Origin of the sequence: Brachybacterium paraconglomeratum (assembly GCF_003994255.1) — a bacterium.
Classification (GTDB): domain Bacteria; phylum Actinomycetota; class Actinomycetes; order Actinomycetales; family Dermabacteraceae; genus Brachybacterium; species Brachybacterium conglomeratum.
Genome location: NZ_ML133856.1, coordinates 124,681 through 148,595 on the forward strand (window position 1 = coordinate 124,681; position 23,915 = coordinate 148,595).

The 23,915-nt window shown below is 70.9% G+C and carries 29 protein-coding genes and 1 tRNA gene; 4 read left to right on the plus strand and 26 right to left on the minus strand.

Translation table 11 applies throughout. The features are described from left to right. Positions 1-37: 37 nt before the first annotated feature. A tRNA-Asp gene (locus DS079_RS10810) sits at positions 38-111 on the minus strand. Between the two features lie 332 nt (positions 112-443). Here DS079_RS10810 and DS079_RS10815 point away from each other — a divergent pair. After that, positions 444-794 (plus strand): hypothetical protein, encoded by a 351-nt coding sequence (locus tag DS079_RS10815; protein ID WP_126987490.1) that lies wholly within the window; start codon positions 444-446, stop codon positions 792-794. Positions 795-915: 121 nt separating this feature from the next. On the opposite strand, the gene DS079_RS17105 is transcribed toward DS079_RS10815, so the two are convergent. Genes DS079_RS17105 through DS079_RS10835 form a run of 5 tightly spaced genes read right to left on the minus strand, consistent with a single transcriptional unit; the run spans position 916 to position 4,357 of the window. Then, complete coding sequence (locus DS079_RS17105) at positions 916-1,065, minus strand: hypothetical protein (RefSeq protein ID WP_164736210.1); 150 nt, start codon at positions 1,063-1,065, stop codon at positions 916-918. Continuing rightward, positions 1,049-1,369 carry a hypothetical protein gene (locus DS079_RS10820; protein ID WP_126987493.1) on the minus strand — a complete coding sequence of 107 codons (321 nt, stop codon included), beginning with the start codon at positions 1,367-1,369 and terminating at the stop codon, positions 1,049-1,051. Before DS079_RS10820 ends, DS079_RS17105 begins: the two co-directional genes overlap by 17 nt. Next, positions 1,366-2,274 carry a collagen-like domain-containing protein gene (locus tag DS079_RS10825; protein ID WP_126987495.1) on the minus strand — a complete coding sequence of 303 codons (909 nt, stop codon included), beginning with the start codon at positions 2,272-2,274 and terminating at the stop codon, positions 1,366-1,368. The genes DS079_RS10820 and DS079_RS10825 overlap by 4 nt, the downstream gene beginning before the upstream one ends. Further along, complete coding sequence (locus tag DS079_RS10830) at positions 2,271-2,540, minus strand: hypothetical protein (RefSeq protein WP_126987498.1); 270 nt, start codon at positions 2,538-2,540, stop codon at positions 2,271-2,273. Before DS079_RS10830 ends, DS079_RS10825 begins: the two co-directional genes overlap by 4 nt. Before the next feature lie 38 nt (positions 2,541-2,578). Next, the gene (locus DS079_RS10835) at positions 2,579-4,357 is read right to left on the minus strand and encodes a peptidoglycan-binding protein (RefSeq protein WP_126987501.1); all 1,779 of its coding nucleotides are present in this window, start codon (positions 4,355-4,357) and stop codon (positions 2,579-2,581) included. A 65-nt stretch (positions 4,358-4,422) separates the two neighbouring features. Here DS079_RS10835 and DS079_RS10840 point away from each other — a divergent pair, with 65 nt between their 5' ends. Both DS079_RS10840 and DS079_RS10845 read left to right on the plus strand, forming a co-directional pair. Next, complete coding sequence (locus DS079_RS10840) at positions 4,423-4,626, plus strand: hypothetical protein (protein WP_126987504.1); 204 nt, start codon at positions 4,423-4,425, stop codon at positions 4,624-4,626. Between the two features lie 27 nt (positions 4,627-4,653). Further along, positions 4,654-5,298 carry an SGNH/GDSL hydrolase family protein gene (locus DS079_RS10845; RefSeq protein WP_126987506.1) on the plus strand — a complete coding sequence of 215 codons (645 nt, stop codon included), beginning with the start codon at positions 4,654-4,656 and terminating at the stop codon, positions 5,296-5,298. On the opposite strand, the gene DS079_RS10850 is transcribed toward DS079_RS10845, so the two are convergent. The 6 genes from DS079_RS10850 to DS079_RS10875 form a co-directional block, all read right to left on the minus strand. Further along, positions 5,285-6,637 (minus strand): hypothetical protein, encoded by a 1,353-nt coding sequence (locus DS079_RS10850; protein WP_126987523.1) that lies wholly within the window; start codon positions 6,635-6,637, stop codon positions 5,285-5,287. The two genes, DS079_RS10845 and DS079_RS10850, sit on opposite strands and share 14 nt — an antisense overlap. Next, a complete protein-coding gene (locus DS079_RS10855) occupies positions 6,634-7,662 on the minus strand; it encodes a hypothetical protein (protein ID WP_126987526.1) in 1,029 nt (342 codons plus the stop codon). Before DS079_RS10855 ends, DS079_RS10850 begins: the two co-directional genes overlap by 4 nt. A 2-nt stretch (positions 7,663-7,664) precedes the next feature. After that, positions 7,665-7,913, minus strand: a complete 249-nt coding sequence (locus DS079_RS10860; protein ID WP_126987529.1) for a hypothetical protein — start codon at positions 7,911-7,913, stop codon at positions 7,665-7,667. Positions 7,914-7,923: 10 nt separating this feature from the next. After that, the gene (locus DS079_RS10865) at positions 7,924-9,369 is read right to left on the minus strand and encodes a hypothetical protein (protein ID WP_126987532.1); all 1,446 of its coding nucleotides are present in this window, start codon (positions 9,367-9,369) and stop codon (positions 7,924-7,926) included. A gap of 766 nt (positions 9,370-10,135) precedes the next feature. Continuing rightward, positions 10,136-10,744: a hypothetical protein gene (locus DS079_RS10870; protein WP_126987535.1), complete on the minus strand. Its 609-nt coding sequence runs from the start codon at positions 10,742-10,744 to the stop codon at positions 10,136-10,138. A gap of 158 nt (positions 10,745-10,902) precedes the next feature. Next, positions 10,903-14,475 carry a phage tail tape measure protein gene (locus tag DS079_RS10875; protein ID WP_126987538.1) on the minus strand — a complete coding sequence of 1,191 codons (3,573 nt, stop codon included), beginning with the start codon at positions 14,473-14,475 and terminating at the stop codon, positions 10,903-10,905. Positions 14,476-14,564: 89 nt separating this feature from the next. On the opposite strand from DS079_RS10875, the gene DS079_RS10880 reads away from it, so the two are divergent. Continuing rightward, entirely contained in the window at positions 14,565-14,882 is a 318-nt protein-coding gene (locus DS079_RS10880) for a hypothetical protein (RefSeq protein ID WP_126987541.1), read from the plus strand. On the opposite strand, the gene DS079_RS10885 is transcribed toward DS079_RS10880, so the two are convergent. The 14 genes from DS079_RS10885 to DS079_RS10950 form a co-directional block, all read right to left on the minus strand. Beyond that, complete coding sequence (locus DS079_RS10885; protein ID WP_126987543.1) at positions 14,873-15,133, minus strand: hypothetical protein; 261 nt, start codon at positions 15,131-15,133, stop codon at positions 14,873-14,875. The two genes, DS079_RS10880 and DS079_RS10885, sit on opposite strands and share 10 nt — an antisense overlap. Positions 15,134-15,210: 77 nt before the next feature. After that, the gene (locus DS079_RS10890) at positions 15,211-15,813 is read right to left on the minus strand and encodes a hypothetical protein (protein ID WP_126987546.1); all 603 of its coding nucleotides are present in this window, start codon (positions 15,811-15,813) and stop codon (positions 15,211-15,213) included. A gap of 141 nt (positions 15,814-15,954) precedes the next feature. Continuing rightward, positions 15,955-16,479 carry a phage tail tube protein gene (locus DS079_RS10895; RefSeq protein WP_126987549.1) on the minus strand — a complete coding sequence of 175 codons (525 nt, stop codon included), beginning with the start codon at positions 16,477-16,479 and terminating at the stop codon, positions 15,955-15,957. A gap of 2 nt (positions 16,480-16,481) precedes the next feature. Then, positions 16,482-16,712 carry a hypothetical protein gene (locus tag DS079_RS10900; protein ID WP_126987552.1) on the minus strand — a complete coding sequence of 77 codons (231 nt, stop codon included), beginning with the start codon at positions 16,710-16,712 and terminating at the stop codon, positions 16,482-16,484. 80 nt (positions 16,713-16,792) lie between these two features. Then, on the minus strand, positions 16,793-17,224 hold the full coding sequence (locus DS079_RS10905) for a hypothetical protein (RefSeq protein ID WP_126987555.1): 432 nt from the start codon (positions 17,222-17,224) through the stop codon (positions 16,793-16,795). Continuing rightward, positions 17,221-17,604: a hypothetical protein gene (locus DS079_RS10910; protein WP_126987558.1), complete on the minus strand. Its 384-nt coding sequence runs from the start codon at positions 17,602-17,604 to the stop codon at positions 17,221-17,223. Before DS079_RS10910 ends, DS079_RS10905 begins: the two co-directional genes overlap by 4 nt. Next, a complete protein-coding gene (locus DS079_RS10915; protein ID WP_126987561.1) occupies positions 17,588-18,022 on the minus strand; it encodes a DUF6093 family protein in 435 nt (144 codons plus the stop codon). Before DS079_RS10915 ends, DS079_RS10910 begins: the two co-directional genes overlap by 17 nt. Then, a complete protein-coding gene (locus tag DS079_RS10920) occupies positions 18,019-18,405 on the minus strand; it encodes a hypothetical protein (protein ID WP_126987564.1) in 387 nt (128 codons plus the stop codon). Before DS079_RS10920 ends, DS079_RS10915 begins: the two co-directional genes overlap by 4 nt. 20 nt (positions 18,406-18,425) lie before the next feature. Continuing rightward, the gene (locus tag DS079_RS17110) at positions 18,426-18,830 is read right to left on the minus strand and encodes a hypothetical protein (protein WP_164736211.1); all 405 of its coding nucleotides are present in this window, start codon (positions 18,828-18,830) and stop codon (positions 18,426-18,428) included. 11 nt (positions 18,831-18,841) lie between these two features. Further along, entirely contained in the window at positions 18,842-19,873 is a 1,032-nt protein-coding gene (locus tag DS079_RS10930) for a major capsid protein (RefSeq protein WP_126987567.1), read from the minus strand. A gap of 11 nt (positions 19,874-19,884) precedes the next feature. Further along, positions 19,885-20,277, minus strand: coding sequence for a head decoration protein (locus DS079_RS10935; RefSeq protein WP_126987569.1), 393 nt, complete (start codon positions 20,275-20,277; stop codon positions 19,885-19,887). A gap of 54 nt (positions 20,278-20,331) precedes the next feature. Beyond that, positions 20,332-21,006 carry a hypothetical protein gene (locus tag DS079_RS10940; protein ID WP_126987572.1) on the minus strand — a complete coding sequence of 225 codons (675 nt, stop codon included), beginning with the start codon at positions 21,004-21,006 and terminating at the stop codon, positions 20,332-20,334. Positions 21,007-21,190: 184 nt separating this feature from the next. Beyond that, complete coding sequence (locus tag DS079_RS10945; protein ID WP_126987575.1) at positions 21,191-22,537, minus strand: VG15 protein; 1,347 nt, start codon at positions 22,535-22,537, stop codon at positions 21,191-21,193. Next, positions 22,537-23,898 carry a phage portal protein gene (locus tag DS079_RS10950; protein WP_126987578.1) on the minus strand — a complete coding sequence of 454 codons (1,362 nt, stop codon included), beginning with the start codon at positions 23,896-23,898 and terminating at the stop codon, positions 22,537-22,539. The genes DS079_RS10945 and DS079_RS10950 overlap by 1 nt, the downstream gene beginning before the upstream one ends. Positions 23,899-23,915: the final 17 nt, after the last annotated feature.

Here is a 23,915-nt window from a genome sequence, read left to right on the forward strand (position 1 = left end):
AAGCCCCGGAGCGATGCTCCGGGGCCTTCTCGAGGGGCGACCCTGACCGGGCTTGAACCGGCGACCTCCGCCGTGACAGGGCGGCACTCTAACCAACTGAGCTACAGGGCCTCTCGTGTCTTCCGGCTTCTCGCCTTCCGACTCGGATAACTCTACCGGAGGTTCTGGGCTCTCACGACCACTTTCGCTGTGAGCCGCCTCGCACCTCGGCGGAGCAGTACCCCCAACGGGATTCGAACCCGACCGGAGAGTCGGCAGATTCGGTGCCTGACCTGGGCGTGCGCCCGATCTGACCCCGATGCTACCGCGAGCACCCGGACGCACCCCACCTGCACCGATAGCGCAGGGGTGAAGCCAGGACTACAGCGGCCGTTCGAAAGGCCGGGAATGGAGGCCGCTCTCCCGCACGCCAGCTGTCACGCTGCCCTGCGAGACTCTGCGCCATGGACGCCAGCGGCCACGAGCTCTACTTCGCGCACCAGCGCGCCGTGCAGACGGTCCACGGCATCGCGATCCGGTACCGGCTCGCGCTCATCGGCCCGCGCGTCGACGTCGCCCACTCCGAGCTCGACCCGACCCTCCCCGAGCACTCGATCCAGGTCCGCGCCGGCGACGCCGAGCTGCTCATCCGGCCGGGCGACTGGGTCGGGCGCCGCGCCGAGCTCGACGCGCACGTCCTCGCGTGGCTGCTCGAGCATGTCGACCTCCGCGCCGCCCGGCCCCGCCCCGCCGCGCGCCGGTACGACGAGGTATGGATGCGGGCATGGAGGGACGCGAACCCTGGGCGCCGCTGACCCTGGGCACGACGAAAGCGCCCCCACCGCAGACCTCGAGGGTCCACGGTGGGGGCTTCAGTTCGTCGTCACTGCGCGTCAGTGATCGTCAGTGAGGGCGTCACTCTATCGAGTGAGGGGGTCAGTGAGCAGAGTGACGGCGGCGGGCGTCGCGGTCGTCCTCGTGGTGCTCGCGCTCGCACTGGTCGCGCTGCCACTCGTCCGCGTACGTGGCCGGGCAGAGCCGACAGGGCCAGGTGAGGCCGCCGGCCCACTCAGGCGTCGTGGACATCCCGGATCGCCTCTCCCTCCGCGATGGTGTCGTGCCCAGCACCGGCGACGACCAGGTCGCCGACGCGCTGCTCGACGACGGACGCGGTCGGGGTGACCTTCCGGCGGGCCACGATCAGCGGCAGCACGGCGGCGGCGATCGCGAGGACCGCACCGGCGAGGCCGATGATCGCGGTGTGCTGCTCCGGCGTGATCGCCACACCGAAGGAGGTGAGGGCGACGATGATCGCCTCGATGAGCGCGATGATCGCGCCGGCCGACAGGACCGGCTCGTTGGCCGGGGTCGTCTTGCGGTGGGTGTTCACGGGGTCTCCTCGGTCGGGGTGGGTGTCGGGTCAGGGGTCTCGGGGGTGACGAGGCACGGGCCGCCGTCCTGAACGGCCCCGTCGGTGTAGGTGATGTCCCAGCGGCCGTCGCTGCCGCACTGCGCGTCGGCGATGCCGCGGCCGTCCACGCCGTCGGTGCCGTCAGCCCCTGCGGGGCCACGTTCACCGGACGGCCCGGGGTCTCCCTTCGGGCCCTGTTCACCGGTCGCGCCGGGAGGCCCGGCCGTGCCGGGGTCGCCCTTCGCTCCGGTCGCCCCCTGGGCGCCCGTCGAGCCGGGCTTGCCGTCGGATCCCGCCTTGCCGGGGTCGCCGGCCGGGCCGGCCTCGCCCTGCTCGCCAGGAGCGCCCGCTGAGCCGTCGTCGCCGTCGGCACCATCGGTGCCCGGTGCGCCGTCGGCGCCCGCGCTGCCGGGAGCACCCTGCTGACCAGCCTCGCCGGCAGCACCGTCCTGCCCGTCCGCTCCATCACTGCCGGGACGGCCAGGTGGCCCGGGTGGGCCAGGAGGACCGGACTTCGCCTGCGCGACCGTCTGGGCGGGATCCTGTTCCGCAGCCTGCTCAGCCTCCGCGCACGCGGCCTTCCCTGCGTCGTCCTGTTCGATCGCGCCGGACTCGCACAGCTCGAGCACGGTGCGGGCCTGCTGCTGTCGCTGCTCCGCGACCTCGACGGCGGCCTTGTCCGTGTCGGACAGCTGCTCCTCGAGCGCATCGACCTGCTCCTGGCGCTGCCCGCCCGCGATCAGCACATAGGCGAGCACGCCGGACAGCACCGCGAGCACGGCGACGAGCGCCCACACGCCGAGTCGTCGTCGGCGGCTCGACCGCTCCTCGACCTCCTCGATCAGGTGGGCCTCGTCCTGGGCGTCATGCTCTTCCTGGGTCACAGGTCGTCACCGTCCTCGATCGGGGGGACCGGGTCGATCCCGTGCTCCACCAGCAGACGCCAGTAGGCGCGGGCCTTCGCCCACGCCCGCTCTTCGCGCGCCTCGGCATCGGCTGCGCGCTTCTCGGCCTTCTCGGCCAGCTCTTTGTAGATCACGCGCAGTCGCTCCTGTCGCTCGTCGGAGCGGCGGTAGGACTGGATGACCAGCCAGCCGATCCCGGCGCCCGCGAGAGGGATGATCGCGAGCAGTACCGCGTTCCAGTCCATGCCACAGTCCTCACCGCCTCACCGGGCACTGCATCGAGTCACTGGACGGGGAGCAGCCACAGCGCGTACCAGGTCACCGGGCCGAGCTTCCGGTCCACCGTGAGCCCGGCGAGGCGCTGGACGTTCCCGACCGCGTTGTCCATCTGCGCGCCCCAGCGGCCATCGACGTCCACGTCGTAGCCGCGGGCCTTCAGCTGCTGCTGCGCGGTGACGATCCCCCTCGAGCGGGTCTTGCCGCCCTCGGTGTAGATCTCGCCCGGGTTCAGGGAGTTCGCCGACTTCCCCGACACGGACTCGATCGGTCCAGACGCGTCGCCGTAGTAGCAGAGGTGCCCCGGCGTGCGCAGGAGCGGGAAGTCGGGCACGTTCTTGAGCTGCATGAGAGCTGCCTTTCCGGAGGGAAGCTTCGACGAGGAAGAGGAACCGCCGCCGGGCGGCGTGGCGATCACGGCCGTGGGGTCGCCGCCGGCGGCCGCGAGGATCTCCGCGACGGGGATGTCGCCGGGGTCGCCGTGGTCGTTCTCCGGGGCGTGCTGGTGGCCGAGCCACCCCGTGTACGCCTCCCACTGCACGCCGGTGAGCCGCTGCGCGGCCTTCTCCCCGTACGAGCCCGGGTAGGCCGCCCAGACCACCGAGGACATCAGCGGGATGCCCAGCGACTCCGAGACCGCGGCGAGCACAGCGGCGAGCGCGTCGCGCGCCCACGCCTCCTCGAGGACGTCGGGGAGGTAGAGGTAGCCGTGCTTCTTCGCGAAGGCGAGGTCGCACGAGCCGATCAGCTCGATCTGGAAGACCCGGGAGTTGTTGGTCTGGACGCCGCCGGCCTTGTTCACGAGCGCGCGGGAGGGGCGGGTCGTGGAGAAGTGCTGCCGCGCCGAGATCGTCCGCGCGGTCGGGTCGAAGCGGACCGTGAGGTGCGGGGCGGACGAGCCGCCCCCGTAGCCCGGCCAGGTGCCGGTCTCGGTGGAGTGCAGCAGCCCGATCGGCTTGCCGCCGGTGTAGGTCTGGGTCGAGTACTTCTCGTCCCAGAACTGGGTGGTGGCGTCGGCCCAGGGGAAGATCCCGTCGACCGCGGCGGCGAGCGGCACCGGCTTCGGCAGCGCGGCCGGTGCCGGGGCGGGGACGCTCGTGCCGCCGCCAACGGTCACCGGGACCGCGGGGGCGGCGTCACCTTTTCCCGTCAGTCCCAGGCCCTTCTTCGTCGCGGGGCCGACCTTGCCGTCGGGCTCGAGGCCGAGCTGCTTCTGCTTCGCCTTGATCAGCTGGACGGTGCCGGTGCCGATCTTCCCGTCGACGGTGGCGCCCACGGCGCGCTGCACGGCGGCATGATCGAGCCACCCCTCGGCGGTGTACCGGTCGGTTCCGTTGTAGACGAAGTGCCACGGCTCGCCGTTCCGCCGGCCCTCGTCCCAGGTCCAGCCGAAGCGCGACCCGTTGGCCTGGATCCAGGTCTGGATCGCGGCGGGGGCGATGTCGATCGCGATGCCGCGGGTGTGGTTCGCGCCCGTGCCCGTGCCGTAGAGGTCGGGGGACGCGACAGCGACCGAGTCGGGGCGGCGCGCCCAGTAGGTCCCGCCGTACATGCGATCCGAGGATGCCTTCTTCGCCCGGGTGCCGCGGTTGCGGTAGTTCGCCTCGAACAGAGCGATCTGCTCGGCCTTCGATCGGTAGGCGTCGTTGAGCTGGAAGTTCACGCTCGTCTCGGCGACCGCGCGGGCGATCATCCTGGACAGCGAGCTGGCGGCCGCGGGAGTGAGCTTCTCGATCTGGTCTCGGCTGCCCCAGGACGCGGGGAGCGCTTGCAGGGTGGGTGTCATGGGGTGCCTCCTCGGGCATGAGAAAGGCCCCCGCGGTGTGCGAGGGCCAGGCTATGTTTCGGGGCATGAGCATCGATCCGTTCGCCCTCTTCGGCGCACTCGTAACCGCAATCGGAGTCATCCTGGTTGGGGCGGGATCAACCGGGGGCTACCTGCTCCCCTGGAGCGAGAAGCCACTCGGTGGGAAATGTCTTTGGGACTGGATCAATCTCTTTGGCACCGCTTCCGGGATCGTTGGTGCCGGGCTTCTGCTCATCGCAGTCTTCTAGCCGCGTTTCCGCGAGTATGGTTCGTGCGTGAAGCGTTCCCTGGTGCTCGTGCTGTCCCTGCTGCTCAACGTCGCGCTGCTCGCCGCCGGCGGCTGGTACCTCTCCGAGCGCGGCGCCCGACCGATCGCCGAGGACCTCGGCATCGTTGAGGAGCGCCGCCCCGCCTACGACGTGTACGCCTCCGAGCGGTTCACCGAGCTCGAGGGCGAGCCCACGGTGCTGATCGGTGACTCGCAGATCGAGCGGGGGCCGTGGTCCGAGGTGCTCGACACCCCGGTCGCGGTTCGTGGTCAGGGCGGGATGCTGATCGCGGAGGTGACCGCGACCGTGCCCGACACGGTGCCCGGTGATGCAGCGCGCGTGATCGTCTGGGCGGGCTCGAACGACGCCCTGCACGAACGCACGCCGGCCGAGGCAGGCGAGGACATGGCCGAGCTGCTCGCCGCTGTCGAGGTCGCGGCCCCGGGCGCTGAGATCGTCGTGCTGTCCCTGCCGCCCCTGGAATGGGTCGACGTGACCGACACGAACACCGCGCTCGAGACTGCCACCGAGGGGGCCGGGGCGACGTGGGTGGACGTCACCCCGGCACTCGACGGGCTGCTCACCGACGACGGCGTGCACCTCACCGGGCAGGGCTACGAGGCCGTCGCGGAGGCGCTCAGAACCCCATGAGGGCCAGGTCCCGTCCCAGCAGGACGGCCTGGATGTCCTGCCCGGCCTGCACGTAGTGCGTCAGGTCTCCGGGGTTGTAGACGCGGGGCTCGTCCTGCCTGTACTCGCCGGACCCGACCGATGATTCGAGCACCCCGCCCGTGTCGCTCACCCAACCCGTCCCGAGGGGATGCGCGGGATCGCCCGGCACGACGTCACCTGCGAGGGTGATGACCGTGGCCCGGACCGCCCCGGCAGTGCCCGGGGTGACGGGCGCCCCGCCGATGATCGGTGCGCCGTCGCGCAGCCACGGATTCAGCACGTCCCCCGGCTTGTACACGCCGCTGGTCGTGCCGTCCCCGTTGTCGATCGCGCGGGGCGCGACAGTGCCCTGCACCCAGCGCACCACCCCCGCAGCGCGGGCAGTCTCCCATGCGGTGACCATGTTGGCCCGCAGGTCCGCACCGACGCTGTTTCCGTCGTTCGTGCCGAGCGCGGAGAACACCGAGTCGGCGTACTTCAGCTGCTCGCCGAGCTGGAAGTCCCACCACCCCTCGGCGAGGTGGTAGGTGCCGAGTCCGTGCTTCCCGTTCAGAATGTGGGGGAGTGCCCGGGCGCGGAACGCCTGCGCGAGGTAGGACCGGGCCGGGTTCACGGAGTTGGAGTCCCCGATCAGCGCCCACGACGACGACTGCGCCGACGGGGCGAGGACCACCGACGGGCGCGCGCCTGTTCCGGTAGCGGAGAACGCCGACGCAGGGGCCTGCTCGACCGTGGCGGGGTCGCCGCTGGTCTTGCCGAGATCGTAGGTGCCGTCGAGGTCGCCCTGCACGCCCATCGTCCCCGTCGCGGCCTGGCCCCACGTCATGACCTCGATGGTGTCACCGAGATAGAACGGGCCGGGGATGGGGTCGGCGTAGACGTTCTGGGCATCGGAGGGCAGGAGCGCCTCTTCGCTGACTGCGCCGTGGAGGCTGACCTCCGTGGCCCCGTCGAACGTGCACTCGACCCAAGGTTCGCCCGGGCGTCGGACCCAGGCGCGGAGAGGGGTGTCTGCCCCGGCCCCGAACTTCGGGTTCGGGCGGGCGAACCAGCCGAGGGTGATCTCCGCGGCGTTGGCGTACAGCATGTGCCGGGTCGCGGACGCGGCACCCGTCGTGCCGGGTGTCCACTGGTTCTGCAGGACGCCCGTGTTCGTGGCGATGTTCTGGACGGGCCCGTCATCGGGGGTGAACTCGGGCGGGGTGTACGAGCCCCCGCCGCCCAGGACGGGCACCCATTCCCCGCCCACGTGGCGGGCGACAGTCACACCCTCCCATGAGCCGCTGGTGTGGATCGCGAGGTTGTCCATGCCGGTCACGGGATGAACACCTTGAAGTCGCGCAGCAGGTTCGCCTGCGTGCGGAAGTCCGCGCGGATCTCCGTGATGTCCGCCGTGATCTGGCCGACGGTGGCCGACGCCTGGGTGGCGGATACACCGGTGGTGACGTTCTGGATCGACCACGTGCCCGCAGTGCGGTTGATGGTCATCCGGACCGTGTCCCCGTTCGTCATGGCGAGGCCGTTGAACGCCTTGGTCTGGCCACCTCCGGCGGGCCAAAGGAACGCCTCCTTCGACGCGAGGAAGCCGAGCGACCCGCCCGGTCCCCAGAGCTCCATCACCGAGAAGTTCTGGGACGTGCCGAGGTCGCATGTGAACTCGACCGCGATCGCCGAGAACGAAGCCGGAAGCACCAGTCGCGGCCACGCCATGGACTGACCCGAGGCGACCGTGATCTTCCCCCCGAGGATCGTCGTCGCCCCCGCAGCGTCCGGTGACCACGTGATCGCCTCACCGCCCGCGTACGCATCCGTCGTCGTGCCCGCGAGAGGCCCATCCGCCCGCTCGAACGAATCCGACGTGACCACATCCCCGGACTGGTAGGAGCGTGCAGGCCACGCCATCTCGCCCGATGTCACCGCGCCAGGAGCGAACGTGTAGCCGGGCTTCGGCTCCGCCGACCAGGAAAGCGTCGTCTCGCCCGCAGAGTTGATGGGGTACGTCCCCGCACCCTTCACCTGCCCACCCACTCGGTACGTCGCCCCATCATCCGACGGGACTGTGTACGAGCGGCCGGACAGGCTCGCCGTCACCAGCTTCGGCACCCACGCATTCGGATCCGGCGGAGAGGTCTGGATCCACCACACCTCGTAGATGCGATCCCCGATCACGATCGTCGGCTCCGGTTCCTCCACCGAAGCGACCATCACGTACGGAACCTGTTCACCGTCCTCGTTGATGTAGAACCCGCCCGCGGCCCCGCCGCCGGCGATCTCCTGGACGTGCGCGACGGCGTCCGAGGGGAGCCGCCCATCGGGCAGCAGGGCCCGGAACGTGTTCGCCATGGTCATGCTCCAATCGAGTAGGTGCCGTCACCGAGGTCATTGACCGGGACCGGCTCGGCGAGGCCGTCCGTCACCGCCCACGACCCGTCACCGGCATGCGTGATGGTGAGGAGCTCTCGCGCCGAGACCCGGTCAGCGAGGTCCTGCACGTCTGCGTCGATCTGCTCGAGCGGGACCCGCAGATCAGCAGGCACCGTCGCGGGCGACGACGTGAGGGGGTAGGTGTAGCCCCGGGACGGGGTAGCGGGCATGATCGGCTCCTCACCGCGCCCCGGGGAGCGCGTCGTAGACCTGCTGATACGTGCCGGTCATCCCGGCATAAGTGGCGTAGGCGGAGGAGAGGTGGTCGTAGGTCTTCCCCGCGATGGGGTCGGTCCACGCGATCACTCGCACGTCCACGGACTGCTCCGGGACCTGCCCCGTCCACGCCTCCGAGTACCCGGTGACGAGGACGCGGGCCCGCCACGACTCGTCACCGTTCTTGTCGTGCGCGACCCACTCCTCGACGTCACCGATCTGCCGCGTCGGATCCCACAGGACCTGCACCCCGGACAGAGTCGGGATCGGAGACGTGACCTCGGCAGCGAGGACGTCGGCGACGGCCTGCGCCTCGGTGGGGGTGAGCCACGACCCGGCCTCGAGCACGAGCGGCTCGGCCCACGCCGGGCCCCGCTGCTCGGACCTGACCTGGTAGTCCGCCCACGTCGACTTCCAGAACCCGCGGATCGTCGGCGAGGCGACGCCGCGGAACGTGTAATGGATCTGCGTCCCCTCTAGCGGGGTCTTCAAGTACACCGTCCGGCCGCCAGTGATGTTCGCGACCGTCTCCGTGACCTTGATCGTCCGCTGCCCGAGCCGTTCGAACTGTGCGGTGTAGGTGATGTTGTTCTGGTGCACCCACGTCTCCGGATCCTCAGACGAGTTGCTGAGCGACGACACGGCAGCGATCCACGTCCCAATCGCGGGGAGAGACCCCAGCATCGGGTCGATCCCGAACTTCGACGGGACCAGGTCGACGGGACCCCACTCCTCCTCTGACGGGACGGAGAGGAACCGCTCAGTCACCTCCGGCGCATCGAGCGACCGCGCCGACGACTCCTGGTACAGCGTCGCTCGGGGCTGGATGTCGGAGGGATAGTCCAGCAGCCCCTCCTCACCGTTCACGATCACGCCTGAGCGGACCTGGTCGTCGCCGACGGACCATCTCCCGTCGAGCACCCGCTCCCGCACATGCACGGTCCGCGCCGTCGACGCAGCGAGGAGGTGATCGCGCGGACGAGTCGTCGGCACGCCGTGCTCGTCCATCCAGATTGCGTTCAGCGTCGCTTCACCCCAGGCGTCCACCACCTGGCGGGCGCGCACGTTCTCGACCCCGCGGGTCGCGCGTACCGATGCCCCCGACAGGGACGACCGGAACCAGCGCAGCGGGTGCTTCGGCGTCGACGCGACCACGTCCGTGCCGGTCGCGGCGTAGGTCAGGTAGCGGGCCGAGAACCCCGACCCAGCCCCCGTCACCTCCGCGATCGTCGCGGTGCGGGAGATCGTCGCCGGGATCACCTGCCGGAACCGCGAGAGGCTCGTCCAGACGCGCACCCCGGTCGTCGTCAGCTGGAATGCGAGCACCGGGACGGGGGTGTCGTCCGCCCACTGTGCCGTCCCGATGACGGTCCCGTTGTGAGTCACCGTCATCTCCCCAGCGGTGGTCATGTCCAGACGGACCCTCGTCCCGTCGGAGAGGGCGACCTGCACCCACGACGCCCATAGCGGGGCACCGCGGGCGATCACGAGAACGTCCCGCCCCGAGCGGGCGGGAGACGACGCCGGAGTGAGCCGGGGGTTCCGATGCCAGAGCCCGTAGTACGGGTCGCCAGACATGCCCCCCGGCGCAGCAACCGTCCCGGCGACAGCCGAAGTCTCGCCCTGCCCCGTGTAGTGCACGACCACGTCATCATCCGGCGGAGGGAGATGCCCCAGCCCAGCCGCCTCGAATGCCCGGTACGCGACCGCCCACGCCGAAGGGTCAGCGCCCGGCCTCCACGCCATAGGCGGGACCGTCACCATCTCCTGCAGTGCATCACCGAGCGTGTCCGTGATCTGCGAGGAGAGAGTTCCATCGATGAGAGACCCCGTGGTGCGGCCGAGACGGCCCGTGAAGCGACGGTACTGGTACGGGCCCTGCCCGGTGTCGACGGTCGCATCGATCACGACCCCGTCGCCCTCACGGGGCGGCCAGCCACCCGCCTGGCGCAGAGGGTGCGGCGGCTCCGCCTGAACATCCTCCTGAGCCCAGAGGATCGTGCCGGTGCGGGATCGCATCCCGGTCCCGGCCGAGACGACCTGGTCCGGGAGACCTCCGGTCGTGTCCCCAGCCCAGTCCATGGAGACGTGCTCGCGCACGATCCCGTTGACTCGGATGGTCACGTCTGCGTCGATCACCGGCCCGGGAGCGTAGACACCGGACTGAGCCATGAGCTCACCCCACTTCGATCAGATTCAGCGATCCCGACCAGTACCCACCTGCCGGGTTGATGACGAGGGGGTCAGCGACCCCGGACTGGATGATGACCTGCTCAGCGCCCCTGCCCGGCACCCACGGCCGCGCCTCCCGCGTCCACGACACCTGCGGACGAGATGCCCGGATGTGCCCGGACACCTCGATGTCGACCGAGCGCGAGGACCACATCACCGACGGGGCCGAGTAGACGAGCCGCTGCGCGAGCGTGCCCGACGCAGAGACGGTCCGCGTCGAGTCGATAGCCCCCGCCGCAGACCGGAACGTCACCGTCAGCGTCGCCGCCCCGGTCGTGTCCACCGCGACGGTGACGGGCTTCCCTGGGATCACCGGCACCCGCTCCGCGAGCACCACCCGGCCCGGGCCCAGCACCGACCGCGGGGACCAGCCCGTGGCGGTGTCCATCCCCGTCCCCGCATCCAGCGCGGCGAGGATCGACTGCCCGGGCGTGAGCACGTTCGAGTCATGCGCAGCGCAGGACACCCACCGGAACGGGCCCGGCCCCCACGCACCCTGCACGAACTCATCCACCGCCGACATCTCGGCAGCGTCGAGCAGGCCGAGCTCCACGGCCCACTCCCTGCCCTGCACGCCGCCGCGCCGCGCAGTGTCGAACGCCCACCTGCGCGACGCGGCCGCCTGGACCACGAACCGCTCGGGCCGGGCCTCCGACTGCGCGGACGCCGGCGCGACCGGCACCATCCTCGCCGTCGTGCCCAGGTATCCCGTCACTTCGCACCGAGCCTTCCTGCGCGACGCATCACGCCGACGAACTCACGGTCACCGATCGCGACGATCGGCTCGTAGGCCGAGATCGCCCCGGCGACCGCACCAGCGATCACCCGGGAGTCCACCTCCGCGGCCACGGTCTGCGGACGCATCGACGACGCCGACACCATGGCCGGCGCCGCCGCGTACCCGCCCGACTCGACCCCACCGCCCTCCGCGAAGCGCAGCGCGCCCGCACGGATCGCGGCTCGCATCCGGAAGATGGAGTCGTGCCCGCCGGCGAGCGCGACCTCGGCCGCGGTGAGGACGTGCTCGCCGTTGGAGAGCAGCGCTGCGATGGAGTCGGAGGTGCTGGTGCCGGGGCCGTGCACGGGGCCACCGGTGGCGAAGCGCGAGCCGCCACCGCTTCCGCGGAATCCGGGGTCGGAGTACCCGACGTAGATTGTCATGCTGCGGTTCCGGGCGGCGTTGTTGATGCGGGAGTTCGCGCCGCCGGAGTTGTCGTTGACGTCGATGTGGCTGCTGCGGTTGCGGGCAGTCGAGTTGAGAGACGACTCAGCTCCGCCGGTATGGGATCGGGCGGTGACGTCCGAGGTGCGGTCCCTGGACGTGGAGTTGAGGTCGCTCTCGGCGCGGCCGTCGTTCGCGTGCACGTCGATCGTGGAGTCCCGGTCGCGGGCTGCGCGGTTCGCCGCGGATTCGGCGGTGTCGGTGTCAGCGAGGACATCGATGGTGCCATCCGTCTCGTTCACGACGCCGATGAGCGTGTGGAGTGCCTCGTCGGCGGGGACCGTGCGTCCGTTGATGTCGACGGTTCCGTCGGACTCGTTGATCGTGCCCTGCAGGATGGAGAGGGCCTGCTCGGCGGTGACCGTGGAGCCGTTGATGGTGACGGTTCCACCGGCGAGTCCGATCGCCTCGTTGAGGGCGTTGACCTCCCACATCGCGAACTCGGTGTCCGCGTTGATGGTGGCGGTCTGGTCCTGGGTCTCGCTCTCGAGGACGTCTCCGAAGCCGTAGGTCTTCTGGATCGCCTCGTCGGTCTGGACGCCGACGGCGGTGTTCTTCTCCGGCGGGATGTCGGAGAGGAGCCCGGTGAACTGGGGGACCTTGCCCTCGGGGTCGACGGTGGGGTCGATGACGAGGGGCGGGTGGTAGCCGAGGTCCTCCCAGAGGGCGTTCCACCGCTCACGGGCCAGCTGGTCCTCGAGCTCGATGAGCGTCGTGATGTTCTCCGGGGTGAGCCCCAGAGCGTCGACGTACGCCTCGGCTTGTTCGGTGGTCGCGCCCATCTCGATCGCGACGTCGTAGATCGCCTTGCGCTGCTCCTCGAGGTAGCCGCCGACGTCCTCGCCGTTGCGCTGCATCGCCTCGGCGTTGTCGAGCGCGGCCTGGGACAGCTCGTCGATGGCCTCGGCGTTGCTGCGTGCACCCTCGGTGCCGTTCTCCCAGGCCTTGCCGTTCTCGTCGATGGCCTCCTTCGCGGCCTTGAGCGCGTCCTCGTAGTCGCGGGCTGCCTGGCGGGCGTTGAGAAACCCGTCGGCGAGGGAGAACATCTTCTCCTGCAGGTCGCCGACGGCGTCCGCGGTGGTCTCCGTGGCCTCGCCTGCGCCCTCGATCGCGTCGGAGTACCCCTCGACTGCGCCCGTGGTCTCGTTGACCACGGGGGAGAGCTCGCCCATCGCGATGCGATAGAGCACGGCGGAGTCGGTTCCGTCGAGACCCATCTGGGTCGCGATCCCGGCGAGCTCGTCGCGGAACGACGGCATGACCTTCATGACGTCGTCGAACGTCGCGCCGGACTTCTCGGCCTCCGCCATGAACGCGGCGAACGTCGACTGGGCCTTCGACAGGTCGGTCTGGGAGAGGAGCACGAACGCGTCGGACAGCTCGAGGAGCCGGTCCTTCGCGTCGTTGACGCCCGAGGCGGCGAGAGGGCCGACCAGCTTCTGGAACCAGTTGATGTCCGCGACCTGGGAGACGGTGCTGCCGAGGTCGGCGAACATCTGCTTGTTCAGCGCGCCCGAGTCGTACATGTCGCCCAGGACGGCGTCGAACATGCGCCCGGTCCGCTCGCCCTCGAGGAGGCCCGCGGTGAGCTCGCCCATCCCGAGGTCGAACTCGGCATCGTCGATGCCGCGCATCGCGTCGGTGACCGAGTTCAGGATCGGCGGGACAGCGGCGAGCGCAGCGAAGGCCAGTCCGGCCTTGCCGACGGCGAGGGTGGCGCTGCCGAGCTTCCCGGCCATCGAGTCGCTGAGGATCCCCATCTCGCGGAACGCGGAGACGGTGTCCATGACGCGGGGGAACAGCAGCAGGAACGAGCCGGCGCCGAGCGCGGCGACGCCGGCGAGGCCGCCGAGCGCCGCGACGGTGCCCTGGACAGGGCCGGGGAGGTCTGCGAACCCGCCGGCGAGGTTGACGACGCCGTCGGCGAGGCCGGCGACGGCCGGCAGCACGACGCCGCCGATGCTGATGGCGGAGTCGACGAGGGCGTTCCGCGCCATCGCGATGCGGGACTCGGCGGTCTCGTACCGCTTGGACGCCTCCTCGATGAGGGCGGTGCCCTTGTCGAACTCGGAGTTGCCGGTCTGGACGGCGTCGGCAAGGAGGCTCATCCCGTTCGCGCCCTGCTCGGACGCGGCCGAGAGGCGCAGCAGCGAGTCGGCCTCGCGGATGCCGGTGATGCCGAGCTCGGCGAGGACGCCGTTGGTGGTCATGCCCTGCGACTCGACACCGGACAGGCCGGTGATGAACGCGTCGAGCGCGGTGGTCGGGTCGTTGCGCCACGCGTCGGAGAACTCCTGCGCGGACATGCCGGACACCTGGGAGAACAGCTCGAGCGAGCTGCCGCCCTCGTCGACGGCCTTGCCGATGCGCTTCATCGTCTGCGACATCGCGGAGCCGCCGGCCTCCGCCTCGATGCCCACGGAGGACATGGCGGTGGCGATGCCGAGGATGTCGCCCTCGGACATGTTCGCCTGCGCGCCCGCGCCAGCGAGGCGCATCGACATCGCGAGGATCTCGGACTCCGTCGTCGCGAAGTTGTTGCCGAGGCCGACGATGGACGCGCCGAGCAGACCGATCTGGTTCTGCGAGGTGCCGGTGATGTTCACGAACCGGGCGAGGGAGGTTGCGGCCTCGTCAGCGGAGAGGTTCGTGGCCTCGCCCATGTTGATCATCGTGCGGGTGAAGCTCAGGATGTTCGGCGTCGCGATGCCGAGCTGACCAGCCGCCTCGGCGACGGCCGCGATCTCCTGGTGCGAGGCCGGCAGCTCCCGCGCCATACTGCGCAGGCCCTGCTCGAGCGCGGCCATCTGCGGGGCCGTGCCGTCGACGGTCTTCTGGACGCCGGCCCACGCCGACTCCCAGTCCATCGCGGCCTTCACCGCGAGCGCGAGCCCACCCACAGCCGCGGCACCGAAGCCGGTGAGGGTGGTGCCGACGGTGTCCCACGCCGCGCGGTTCTTCTGCGCGGACTGGACCATGCGGCCCATCGCGGTGTCGGCCTGCTTCGCCGCGGTCTCGGTGCCCTTCGCGGTCTGATCGACAGCCCGAGTCGCCTCGGCCATCTCCCGCTTGAACCCATCAACCTCGGCACGGAGGCGGACTACGATTGAACGGTCAGCCACGTCAGCCCCCTCTCATCTCAGGAGTCGCCATGAACGGGCCGCGCGGGAGCCTCGTGATCGGTCTGCTGTTCCTCATCGCGGGACAGCTCGGGTTCATCGCCGCGGCGCTGACCGGGCAGCCGCTCCACGGACTCGTGGGGTTCGTGATGACCGTGTTCTTCGTGCTCGCGGTGGTGCGCGTGCTCGTCGAGCTGTTCCGCGAGGGGCGTGCGGAGGCCGCCGCCGAGGCGCGGGCGGAACGCGCCGCACGGGACCGGATTCCGATCGCCGTGCGCCGGCAGCAGGAGGCGCGGCGCGCCGAGGTGCCTGACCTCGACCCGCAGAAGCGGCGCCCGCCTCACTCCTGAGCGGCACCGTCCTTGAACCCGACCAGGACGCCCTTCTCGGGGTTCTTGTCCTGGTCGCGCTCGGCCTGCCACTCCTCGCGGGCGACGAGGTAGACGCACGTCGCCTCGACGGCCTCGGGTTCGATGTCCGTGGTGTCGGCGTCGCACTCGTCGCGGTAATGCTCCGGTCCCGCACCCGAGGGGCACAGGTCCATGTCATGCAGAGGCTGCGCGAGCACCAGCAGCCGGTCCCACAGCTGCCAGCCCGGCACGCCCGTGAGCAGATGCGACAGCGTCGTCCCCCAGGACTTCGCCGCGTCGAGCTGCGCACGGACGTGCGGGAAGCGCCTCAGTGCTCGCGCGAGGAAGGGACCGAGGGGATGACCTGGCCGGCCTGCGCCAGCTCGGTCACGGCCCGGTAGAGCCCGTAGGTGGGCCCGTCGCCGAGGGTGACGCGCAGCTTCCGCAGCTGCTTCTCCGAGATGGTGGACTTCGACTTCCCGGTCGCGCCGTCGGTCACCTTGATCACCGCGGCCGCCGCGGTCATGTCGCCGAGCGTCACCTGGTCCACGCGCTTGCGAGGCTTCCCGTCGGTGCCCAGCATCGGCTTGCCGTCGTCGTCGAGGATCGGCTTCGTCGGCGCCTTCTCGGCGAGCGCCTTCAGCTCCTCGCCGGTGAGGGCCTGGACGGTGAAGACGAGGCGCGACGCTTCCATGCGGGCGATCACGTCCTCGATCTGCTCGCGGATGCTCACCTCGCCCATGGACTCGTCGTCCGCGGCGGCGTCCTCGTCGAGCTGCTTCACGAGCCGCTCGTACTCCTCGAGCAGGTCCCAGCTGCGGTACACGGTGACCTCGCGACGCGGCCGGGCGCCCTGGTCGATCCAGGCGTCGATGTCGAAGCCGTCGGGGTCGGCGCCGAAGTCCTCGATGTCCTCGGGAATGCTGGTCATGATGGTGGTGCTCCTGTTCTCCTGATGCTCCTGGGCTCCTGTGGTTCCCCCGGAGGGGGCCGGGCGGGGGAGCGCAGGAGCACGCTCGACCCCGCCCGGCGGTCTGTGGCCCGCACCCCGAAGGGTGCGGGCGGTGGAGGGTCAGCCGCCGATGGGGCCGACGGTGACGTCGAGGTGGCCCTCCTGGATCGCCGGCGCGATCGTGTTCTTGATGTAGCCGGTGCGGTCGGAGGCCTTCTGCGGGTTGTCCAGCAGGGCGCGGTAGACGTTCACGACGTCGCCGGCCTCCCACGGGTCGGTGGACTTCTTCAGCGACTCGCGCTCGACGAGCCACACTTCGGTGCCCTTCTCCTTCAGCGCCTGGTAGACCTCGTCGCCCTCCTCGTCCACGAGGTTCGTGGTGTCGTCGAAGTAGCGGAAGACGGGGATCGTCGACTCGAAGTTCGAGGCGCCCCAGACCGAGGAGTTCACGTCCTCGCACAGGGCGGGATCCGCGAAGGTCTCCGACGCGGTCGGGCCGAGCGCGTACCCGTTCTTCGCGATCCGGCAGGACGCGTCGAGGCCGGCGTCGAGCTCGGAGAGCGTGATCGCGGCGGGGTCGGCGGGAGCGGTCGCGAGGACCGCGAGCTTGGTGTGGCCGTCGGCGAGCGACTTGACAGTGGCCATGGTCAGGACTCCTTCTGGGGGGTCTGGCGGCCGCGACGAGCCGTCTTCGGGGTGGAGGCGACGCCCTCGGCCGGGGCGGCCGCGGGAGCGTCATCGGAGGCGGCGCTCTGGGCCGCCTTCGTCTTCGGGGTGAGGGAGAGGTGCGGGAAGATTCGCAGCCAGTTCTCGGGGACGCGATGCGGGAGCTTCGCGCCGGTCCGGGTGTCGTACGCCTCGACGCGCTTCTGCGGCATGGCGTGCACCGCCTTTCATGACGAAGCCCCCGGCACGGGACCGAGGGCGAGAGGGGATGGATGGAACAGCGGGCCGGCCATCAGCCGTACCGGGTCGATCCCAGCCGGTAGATGTCCACCGCGAAGTACGGGAACGCCGACGTGCCCGCGCCGTTCAGGCGCACGTCCCGGTCGATCTCGATGTCCTGCGAGTCGTCCAGGGCGAGCTCCCAGCCGTACCGGCCCGGCACGGCGAGAGCAGCGCCCTCGAGCGCGGCGCGGGAGATCTCCACGAGCTCGCGCACGGCGGCCGGTGCGAGGGCGGTGTGCGTGACCCGGACGAGGGCCTGCGCGCCGTCCTCGCAGCCGCCGAGCGACTCCGAGAAGCCGCGCACCGTCCCGCCCGAGAGGACGAAGAACGGGTACTCGTCGGGGTCGCCGACGATCTCGGAGGCGTCCGTGTCGTAGACCGGGATGTCGGCTGCCGCCTCGGCGAGCAGGTCGCGGACCGCGGTGAAGTGCGCCGCGATCACAGCAGCCCCTTGAAGAGGTCGCCGAGAGCGGTCTCGAACCGGTCCGCCTCCGCCATCAAGGCGATGGACGGGTCGGGGACGGTGCCGCCGCCTCGGCTGGTGCCGAAGATCGCGACGTTCGCGAGCGCGCCGCCGTACTTGTCCTTGTCGGGGCCGATCTCCGCCTCGACGCCGCCGGCGGTGACCTTCACGTCGTAGTTCACCGAGAACGTGATCCCGCGGAAGCTCTGCGAGGACGCGAGGTCCATCTGCAGCTCCTGCTTGATGTTCAGGGCGCCCTTCGACACGACGGGGCGGACGCCGCGCTGCACCTTGTCCGGGATCCGGGCCATGGCCGTCGAGAGCGTGCGGAGCTCGGAGACGTCAACTCGGACCGCCACGGAGCACCTCCTGCACGTTCATGCGCACCGCGGTGGTGTGCGTCTTGTCCTCGTCGGCGCGGAGCCGCATCCGAGAGCCGGGCAGGCGGGGGTTCTTCGAGGAGACGAACTCCGCGATGTCCCCGGTCTGCACTTCGGTGGTGCCGTAGGGGAAGTGGACCTGCGCGACGCGGAGCGTGGCCCGGCCGACGGCGCCCACGTCCGGGGAGGACGGGTAGGACGCGTCGTTCTGCGCCTTCGCCGGCGAGCCCTCGTCGCGGTCGCCCCAGATGAGCACGAGCTCGTCCACGACCTTCCCGCGGCCGTCCGTGGTGGAGCGACCCGTGGGCCGCCACACCCGCACCCGATCGGTCATGAGCGAGGCGGCACGTGCACGGCCGCGCTCGAGCACGGCCTCGATCTCCGCAGGGGACTTCATGACGGGATCACCGTCCATGCGCCGCGGCGGTTCTCCCGCAGCATGACCAGCATGCTGTCGGTCGGGTAGAGCAGGCCCTCCGAGCGGGCCTGGTCAATCGTGAGCTGATCGGTCTCGGTGTAGTCGTCGATCGTGACCGTGGTGTTCCGGGAGCGGGCGCCCTCGGGGTTGCGGAGCACGTTCGCGACCATCTCCCCGATCACGGAGGCGACGACGTCGCGGTCAAGCTTCCCGGCCTCGATCCGGGCCACGATCCGCAGCCCGGGGATCGCCTTCAGGCGGACCCAGGCCACGGCGATCAGCCGCTCGGCCTGGGCCTCCTGCTCGGTGGTGAGGCCGGGGTAGAAGGCCTTCACATCGTCGATGTTCGCCGGATTCTCCATCCCGGCCTCACCTCCTCAGCTCAGTCGTCGGCGGGCTGCTCGTCGACGTCCTCCGGGGAGTCCGCCTCGGGCACGTCCGCGTCGGCCGCGTCCTCGCCCTCGTCGTCTCCCTCGGGGCCGGCGTGGCCGGCGTCGGCGAGCACCGCGAGGATCTGGTCCTTCGCGCGGGCGTCGCCGAGGGCGATGCCCTCCGCCTTCGCGAAGTCCTTCAGCTCGCGCACGGTCCACTCCGCGCTCGGCGGTTCGTCCGCCGCGCGTTCGGCGGCGGTGGCCGGCACGACCCCGGCCGGGGCCGGCGCGGGAGCATCCGCGTCGGCCCAGGCCTTCGGGTTCGTGATCCGCTTCGCCACGTCCTCCGGGATCGCCGAGGCGGGCCCGTAGGCCACGCCGTCGACGTACACGGTCCGGGTCAGCGTCTTCGCCATGGAGATCCTCCTCAGATCACGTCGGCGACCAGCAGCTTGCGCGGGTCGTAGATGACGGGCATGACCACGCCGCCGACCTTGGTCCACGTGTGGACGGGGTCGAAGGTCTTCATGACCACGCCGACGAGGCCGGGGAGCTGCTGGTAGGTCAGCTCCGGGTTGGACATGCCGGCGAGCTCGAGCGCCTCGGCGGTGATGCCCCAGACGGTCTCGCCGAGCGAGGCCGGGTCCGAGGGGCCGAACACGACCTTCTCGGACGGGAGCACTCGGGTGTCGGCGCCGCCGATCTCCACGCGGGTCTCGTAGACCGTGATCGCGGGGAGCTCGAAGCTCTCGAGCAGGGTGCTCAGCTCGGCGGGAGCGATCGCGGTCGGGAGCGCGGTGCCGGGACGGGCCGCGGCCTTCACCTCGGCCGACTGCAGCATGTGCGAACGCGCGGTCCGCGACATGATGATCGAGCCGGGCATCTCGCCGGTCGCGTCGCTGTAGCGCTGCGCCCAGGTGACGAGGTCGGAGAGCGGCGTCGCGTTCGCGTGGTCGCTCCACAGCACGGTCGGGGCGACCAGGTTGTCGGTCGGGACGCCGAAGTCGGCCTCGAGGGTCAGCCCGTTCTCCCCGGCGAGGGTGAACTTGCCGTCCGCGAGGACGTCGCCGCGCGCGAGCTCGACGCGGGCCAGGGTGGCGCGCGCGTTCAGCTCGACGTCGTCGTACACCTGGTCGGCGATCGCCGCGGTGTTCCCGCCGCCGTTGCGGATCTTCTCGAGCTGCAGGCGCTCGAGCTCACCGATCACGGTCTTCTGACCCACCGGGGGCAGCATGACCTTGCGGCGCGAGAACCCGTCGCGCTGCCCGATGGGGGTCTCCGCGTCGTACGAGCGGAAGCTCGCGGCGCGGTTCGTGCGGGTCACCGAGTCGATGGTCGCCTCGATGTCCTGCACGGCCTTGTCGGGCAGGAACTGGTTCAGGATGTAGTTCGCCGGGGTGGGCACCTCACGCGCGAACGCGGTCAGCGCGCCACCGGGGACGATGTCGTTCATGAGCATGGCGCTCCTCCTCAGCGGTAGCGGATCTGACCAGCGAGGTCAGCCTTGGCGGTCGCATCCAGGCCGGAGTCGGCCGGGAGCTTGGACTCGACGACAGCGCCGTGGTCGAGCAGCGGCGCACCGAGGTTGGTGGCGCCCGCGCTGACCGGGATGCTGTTGAAGAGGTGGCCGGCCGCGGTGTCGCGGCCGTCCTCGGCGTTCGGATCGAACGGCCCGAACAGGCCGGTCGCGGTGATCTCGCCCAGCACGGTCCCGGACGGGATGAAGCCGTCGGGGTAGTGGGTCGCCTCGGTGAACGTCGAGACGTCGAGGGTGATCGAGCGGTTGCTCTCGGTGCCGTGCTGCGACCCGAGCCACGCCCGGTTGTCGCCGCCGAACACCTGGTCACGGACGGAGATGTCCATGGTTCTCCTCCTTCAGGAGTGGTGGTTCCGGCCGCCCCGGGCGGGGTCGACCGCTTACTTCTGCTCGCCGAAGCGGGCCTTGCCGCGCTCGGAGCCCTTCGCGAACGAGGACTCCTGCGCGTCACCGCGCGCGCCCTGGCCGGGATCACCCCGACGCTCGGACTGCCGCTCCGCACCGCCCAGCAGGGCGATCAGGTCGTCGGCATCGCTCTCGAGCTCCTCGCGCGAGGAGCCCTGCAGGCGTCGGGCGGCCTTGAGGTCCAGGCCCTTCTCGGCCGCGACCTCGTACCGCTCGATCAGGAGGTCCTTCGCAGCGAGATCGCCGAGCGCCTTTTGGAGGTCGGCGTCCCGCTTCTCCTGCGCCTCCTGTTGGCGCTGCTCCTCGGACTTGCTGGCGTCCTCGAGCTCCTTCACGCGGGCCTCCGCCGCGGCGAGCGCTGTGGTCGCGTCCTTCGACGCCTTGCGCTCCGCGGCGAGGGCGGACCTCAGCCCCTTGTTGCCGTCGTCGGCGGTGTCGCCGTCGCCGGAGTCCCCGGCGCCGTGCTCGCCGTCGGAGTTGCCCCCGTCGCCGCCGTCGCCGCCGGACTCCGTGGAGCCGCCTGCGCTGCCGGCGACGTTCGCGTTCATCTGCCAGTCCCCGAAGGTGCCGCGATGGAACTCGATCAGCTGGTCGATGCCGCCCGGGGCGGTGATGTCGATGCCGTGGGGGAAGGGGTTCGAGATCTTCATGATGTGGTTGCTCCTCGTCACGAGGTCGCGGCCGCCCGCATCACGCGGCACGGCCTGGGATCAGTGGTGTGGGCCGGCCGCATCACGCGGAACGGCCCGGGGCGGAGCGGCACCCGGCATCACGCCGAGAGCCGCCAGGGGATGCCCGCCGTCGGCGAGCGCGACGCCGCCGGTGCGGCAGCGCCTAGATTCGGGTCCCCGGTGCGGGGAGGGTGTGCCGCGTGCCGAGGGCGGCGTCGCCGCCGTCGAGCCCGAGGACGTAGCGGCGGTACGCCGCCTCGGCGTTGGCGCGGTCCTGGTCCGTGAGGGGCCGGGGGTAGGAGCCGCCGCGGGGTGTGCCGCGGCCCTCGGTGAGGTAGCGCCAGCGCTGGGCGGCGCCGGCCTGGTAGGGGTTCATCCCTGCTCGGACCATCTGCCAGTCGCGGTCGGCGCGGTAGCGGCGCTTCTCCGCCTCGGTCATGGTGGCCATGCTCGTGGGGTCGCGGAGGCCGGTGAGCCATGCTTCCTTCGTCGCCTGGGAGGCGTTCTTGGGGAGGCGGAACGGGCCCGCGATCGAGCCGCCGGGCTCCTGGCCGCCGGGGAGGATGTACCCCTCCTCCTCGAGCATGCGGAGCGCGCGGGTGCGAGTGCCGGCGGTGCGGTAGATCTCGTCGACGGTGAGGCGGGCGCGGGCCGCGCCCCGGCGGCCGAAGTTGCCGTACCTCGACGTGCCCTCGTAGGTGAGGCGGGCGCGTCGGCCGGGCCGGGCGCCTACGCGGGTCATGCCGCGGCGGGCGTTGACGACCTGGTAGAGGTCGGCGCCGTCGCGGATCGCGCGCGCCTCCGAGCGGCCGAAGTACTTCGTCTGCTCCTCGGGGGAGAGGCTCTGGAAGTACTCGTACGGGTCGGCGACCAGGCCCTCGTCGAGCATGGCCGTCGTGTTCTTCGCCGCGACGTGGATGCAGTCGCAGTTCGGGTGGCGGTCGAAGCCCCTGTTCCAGCGGTAGAAGCGGCCGGCGAGCACCACGCAGCGCGAGCAGCTCGGCGGGTTCAGCATCCGGGTGTAGCCGATGCTGTCCCGCGCGGTGACGTCGACCGAGGCGACGGCGCGGGACGAGTCCCGCACGGCGCCGGCCACGATCCGGTCGAGCCGGTCCCGGCCGGCGGCGAGCGCCTGCCGCATCGTGAGCCCGCCGGCGAGCGCCTGCTTCGTCGTGATGACGGGCATGTACATCGCGGCGGTCAGGTCGCCGCCGTCGTCGAGGACGCCGGTGAACGCGGCGGGGTCGGCGAAGGCGCGCGGGAACTCGTACTCGCCGCGCGCCGCGAGCGTCTCGGCGGTGTAGCCGGCGGCGGCCGTGGTCGCCTCTCCCTGCACCTCGGTGATCCCGGCGGTGAGGAGCGGGAGCTGCTCGCGCCAGGAGGCGGAGAGGTGGGCGGGGTCGATCTGCACCCAGGCTCGGCGGCCGCGTCGCACGGCGCGCAGCTGCAGGTCCTGCATGCGGCGGTAGTGTCCGGTCGCCGGGCCGGGGACGTGCTGCTCGGCGGGCATCAGACCTCCCCGGCGTCGTCCTCACGGGTGATCCGGGAGATGAACGGGTCGGCGAGGTTCGTGCGGTCCCAGCGCTCCATCTGCCGGCGCTCCTCCTGGGAGTAGCCGAGGTCCTTGCGGGCCTGCTGCGGCGGGATGATGCCCTGGGAGACGAGCTTCATCGCGTAGTCGCTGAGCTGGCCCTCGCTGGCCGTGGCCACGGGGCGGAACTGGGTCTCGATGCGCCGCATCTCCGGGGTGTACCGGCCGAGGATGCGGAGGTTGTTGCGCTGCACCTCGGCGTGGGCGCCGCCGAGCACGGTGACCTTCCGCTCGGCGCGCTTGTTCTTCGTGATCTCCGCGGCCTTGAGTGCCTCGGCGGAGGCGGGGTTGTCGCCGCCGAACGCGGTCACGTACGAGGGCAGGGACGCGATGATCGACGCGATCTGGAACAGCAGCTTCACCGAGGAGTGGAAGTTGGTGAGGTCGGCCTCGGGGAACTGGCCCACCTGCACATCGGTGCCGGGGACCTCGGAGGCCCAGATGCCGCCGGCGAGCTTCTTCCAGTCGCTGATGGGGTTGCCGTTCTCGTCCTCGAAGTCCTCCTTGCGGAGGCCGAAGGCGTAGCGGCGCGGCATCGCGTGGAACTCGCCGCTGATCATCATGTCGGTGGCCATTTTGTTGATCGCGTCGGCGATCCCGATGATGTCCGCGAACTCGGAGCGGCCGTAGGGCTCGAGGAGCCGCTGCTGGTTCGTGAACGGGACGATGAGCGGGGAGCCGTAGCCGTGGCTGAAGCGGCGGTCCTCGACCCATCCGTCGCCGGTCTTGCGGAACGTGACGCGGGAGTCGGGCAGGTAGAGGTTCCCCCACTCGACCTTCTCGTCGTCGTCGCCCTCGGTCCAGCGCTTGATGCCGTCGGCGATCTTGCGGGTGCGAGGGTCGCGGCGGGCGTAGGCCTGGAACGGCGACTCCGCGGTCACGATGGGGAGGTCGTCCTTCGACTCGCCCTCGCCGGAGATCATGTACGCGTCGCCGAGCCCGATCGACTCGGTGTGCAGCATCGGCGCCTGCTCGTCGAGGTCGTTGTCCTTCCAGATGTCCCACATCAGGGCGTCGATCTTCTCGTCGGGGCCGCCGTTGCCCGTCGAGGGGGCGCGGAACCCCGTCACGTCGAGGACGTTCTCGTACTGCTCGGTGACGATCTTCGGCCAGTTGATCACCAGCTGGGTGACGCGGCCGCCGAACTCCTCCTCGAGAGCCGGCGCCATGTACTTCAGCGGCTGCTCGCCCTTGAGGTACAGGTCCAGGTGCGTGAGCGCGGGCTGTCGGCCCATGCGGATGCGGTCCAGCTTCTCGAACGTCTCGAGCTCCGTGGCCACGAGCACCCCCTTCCTGG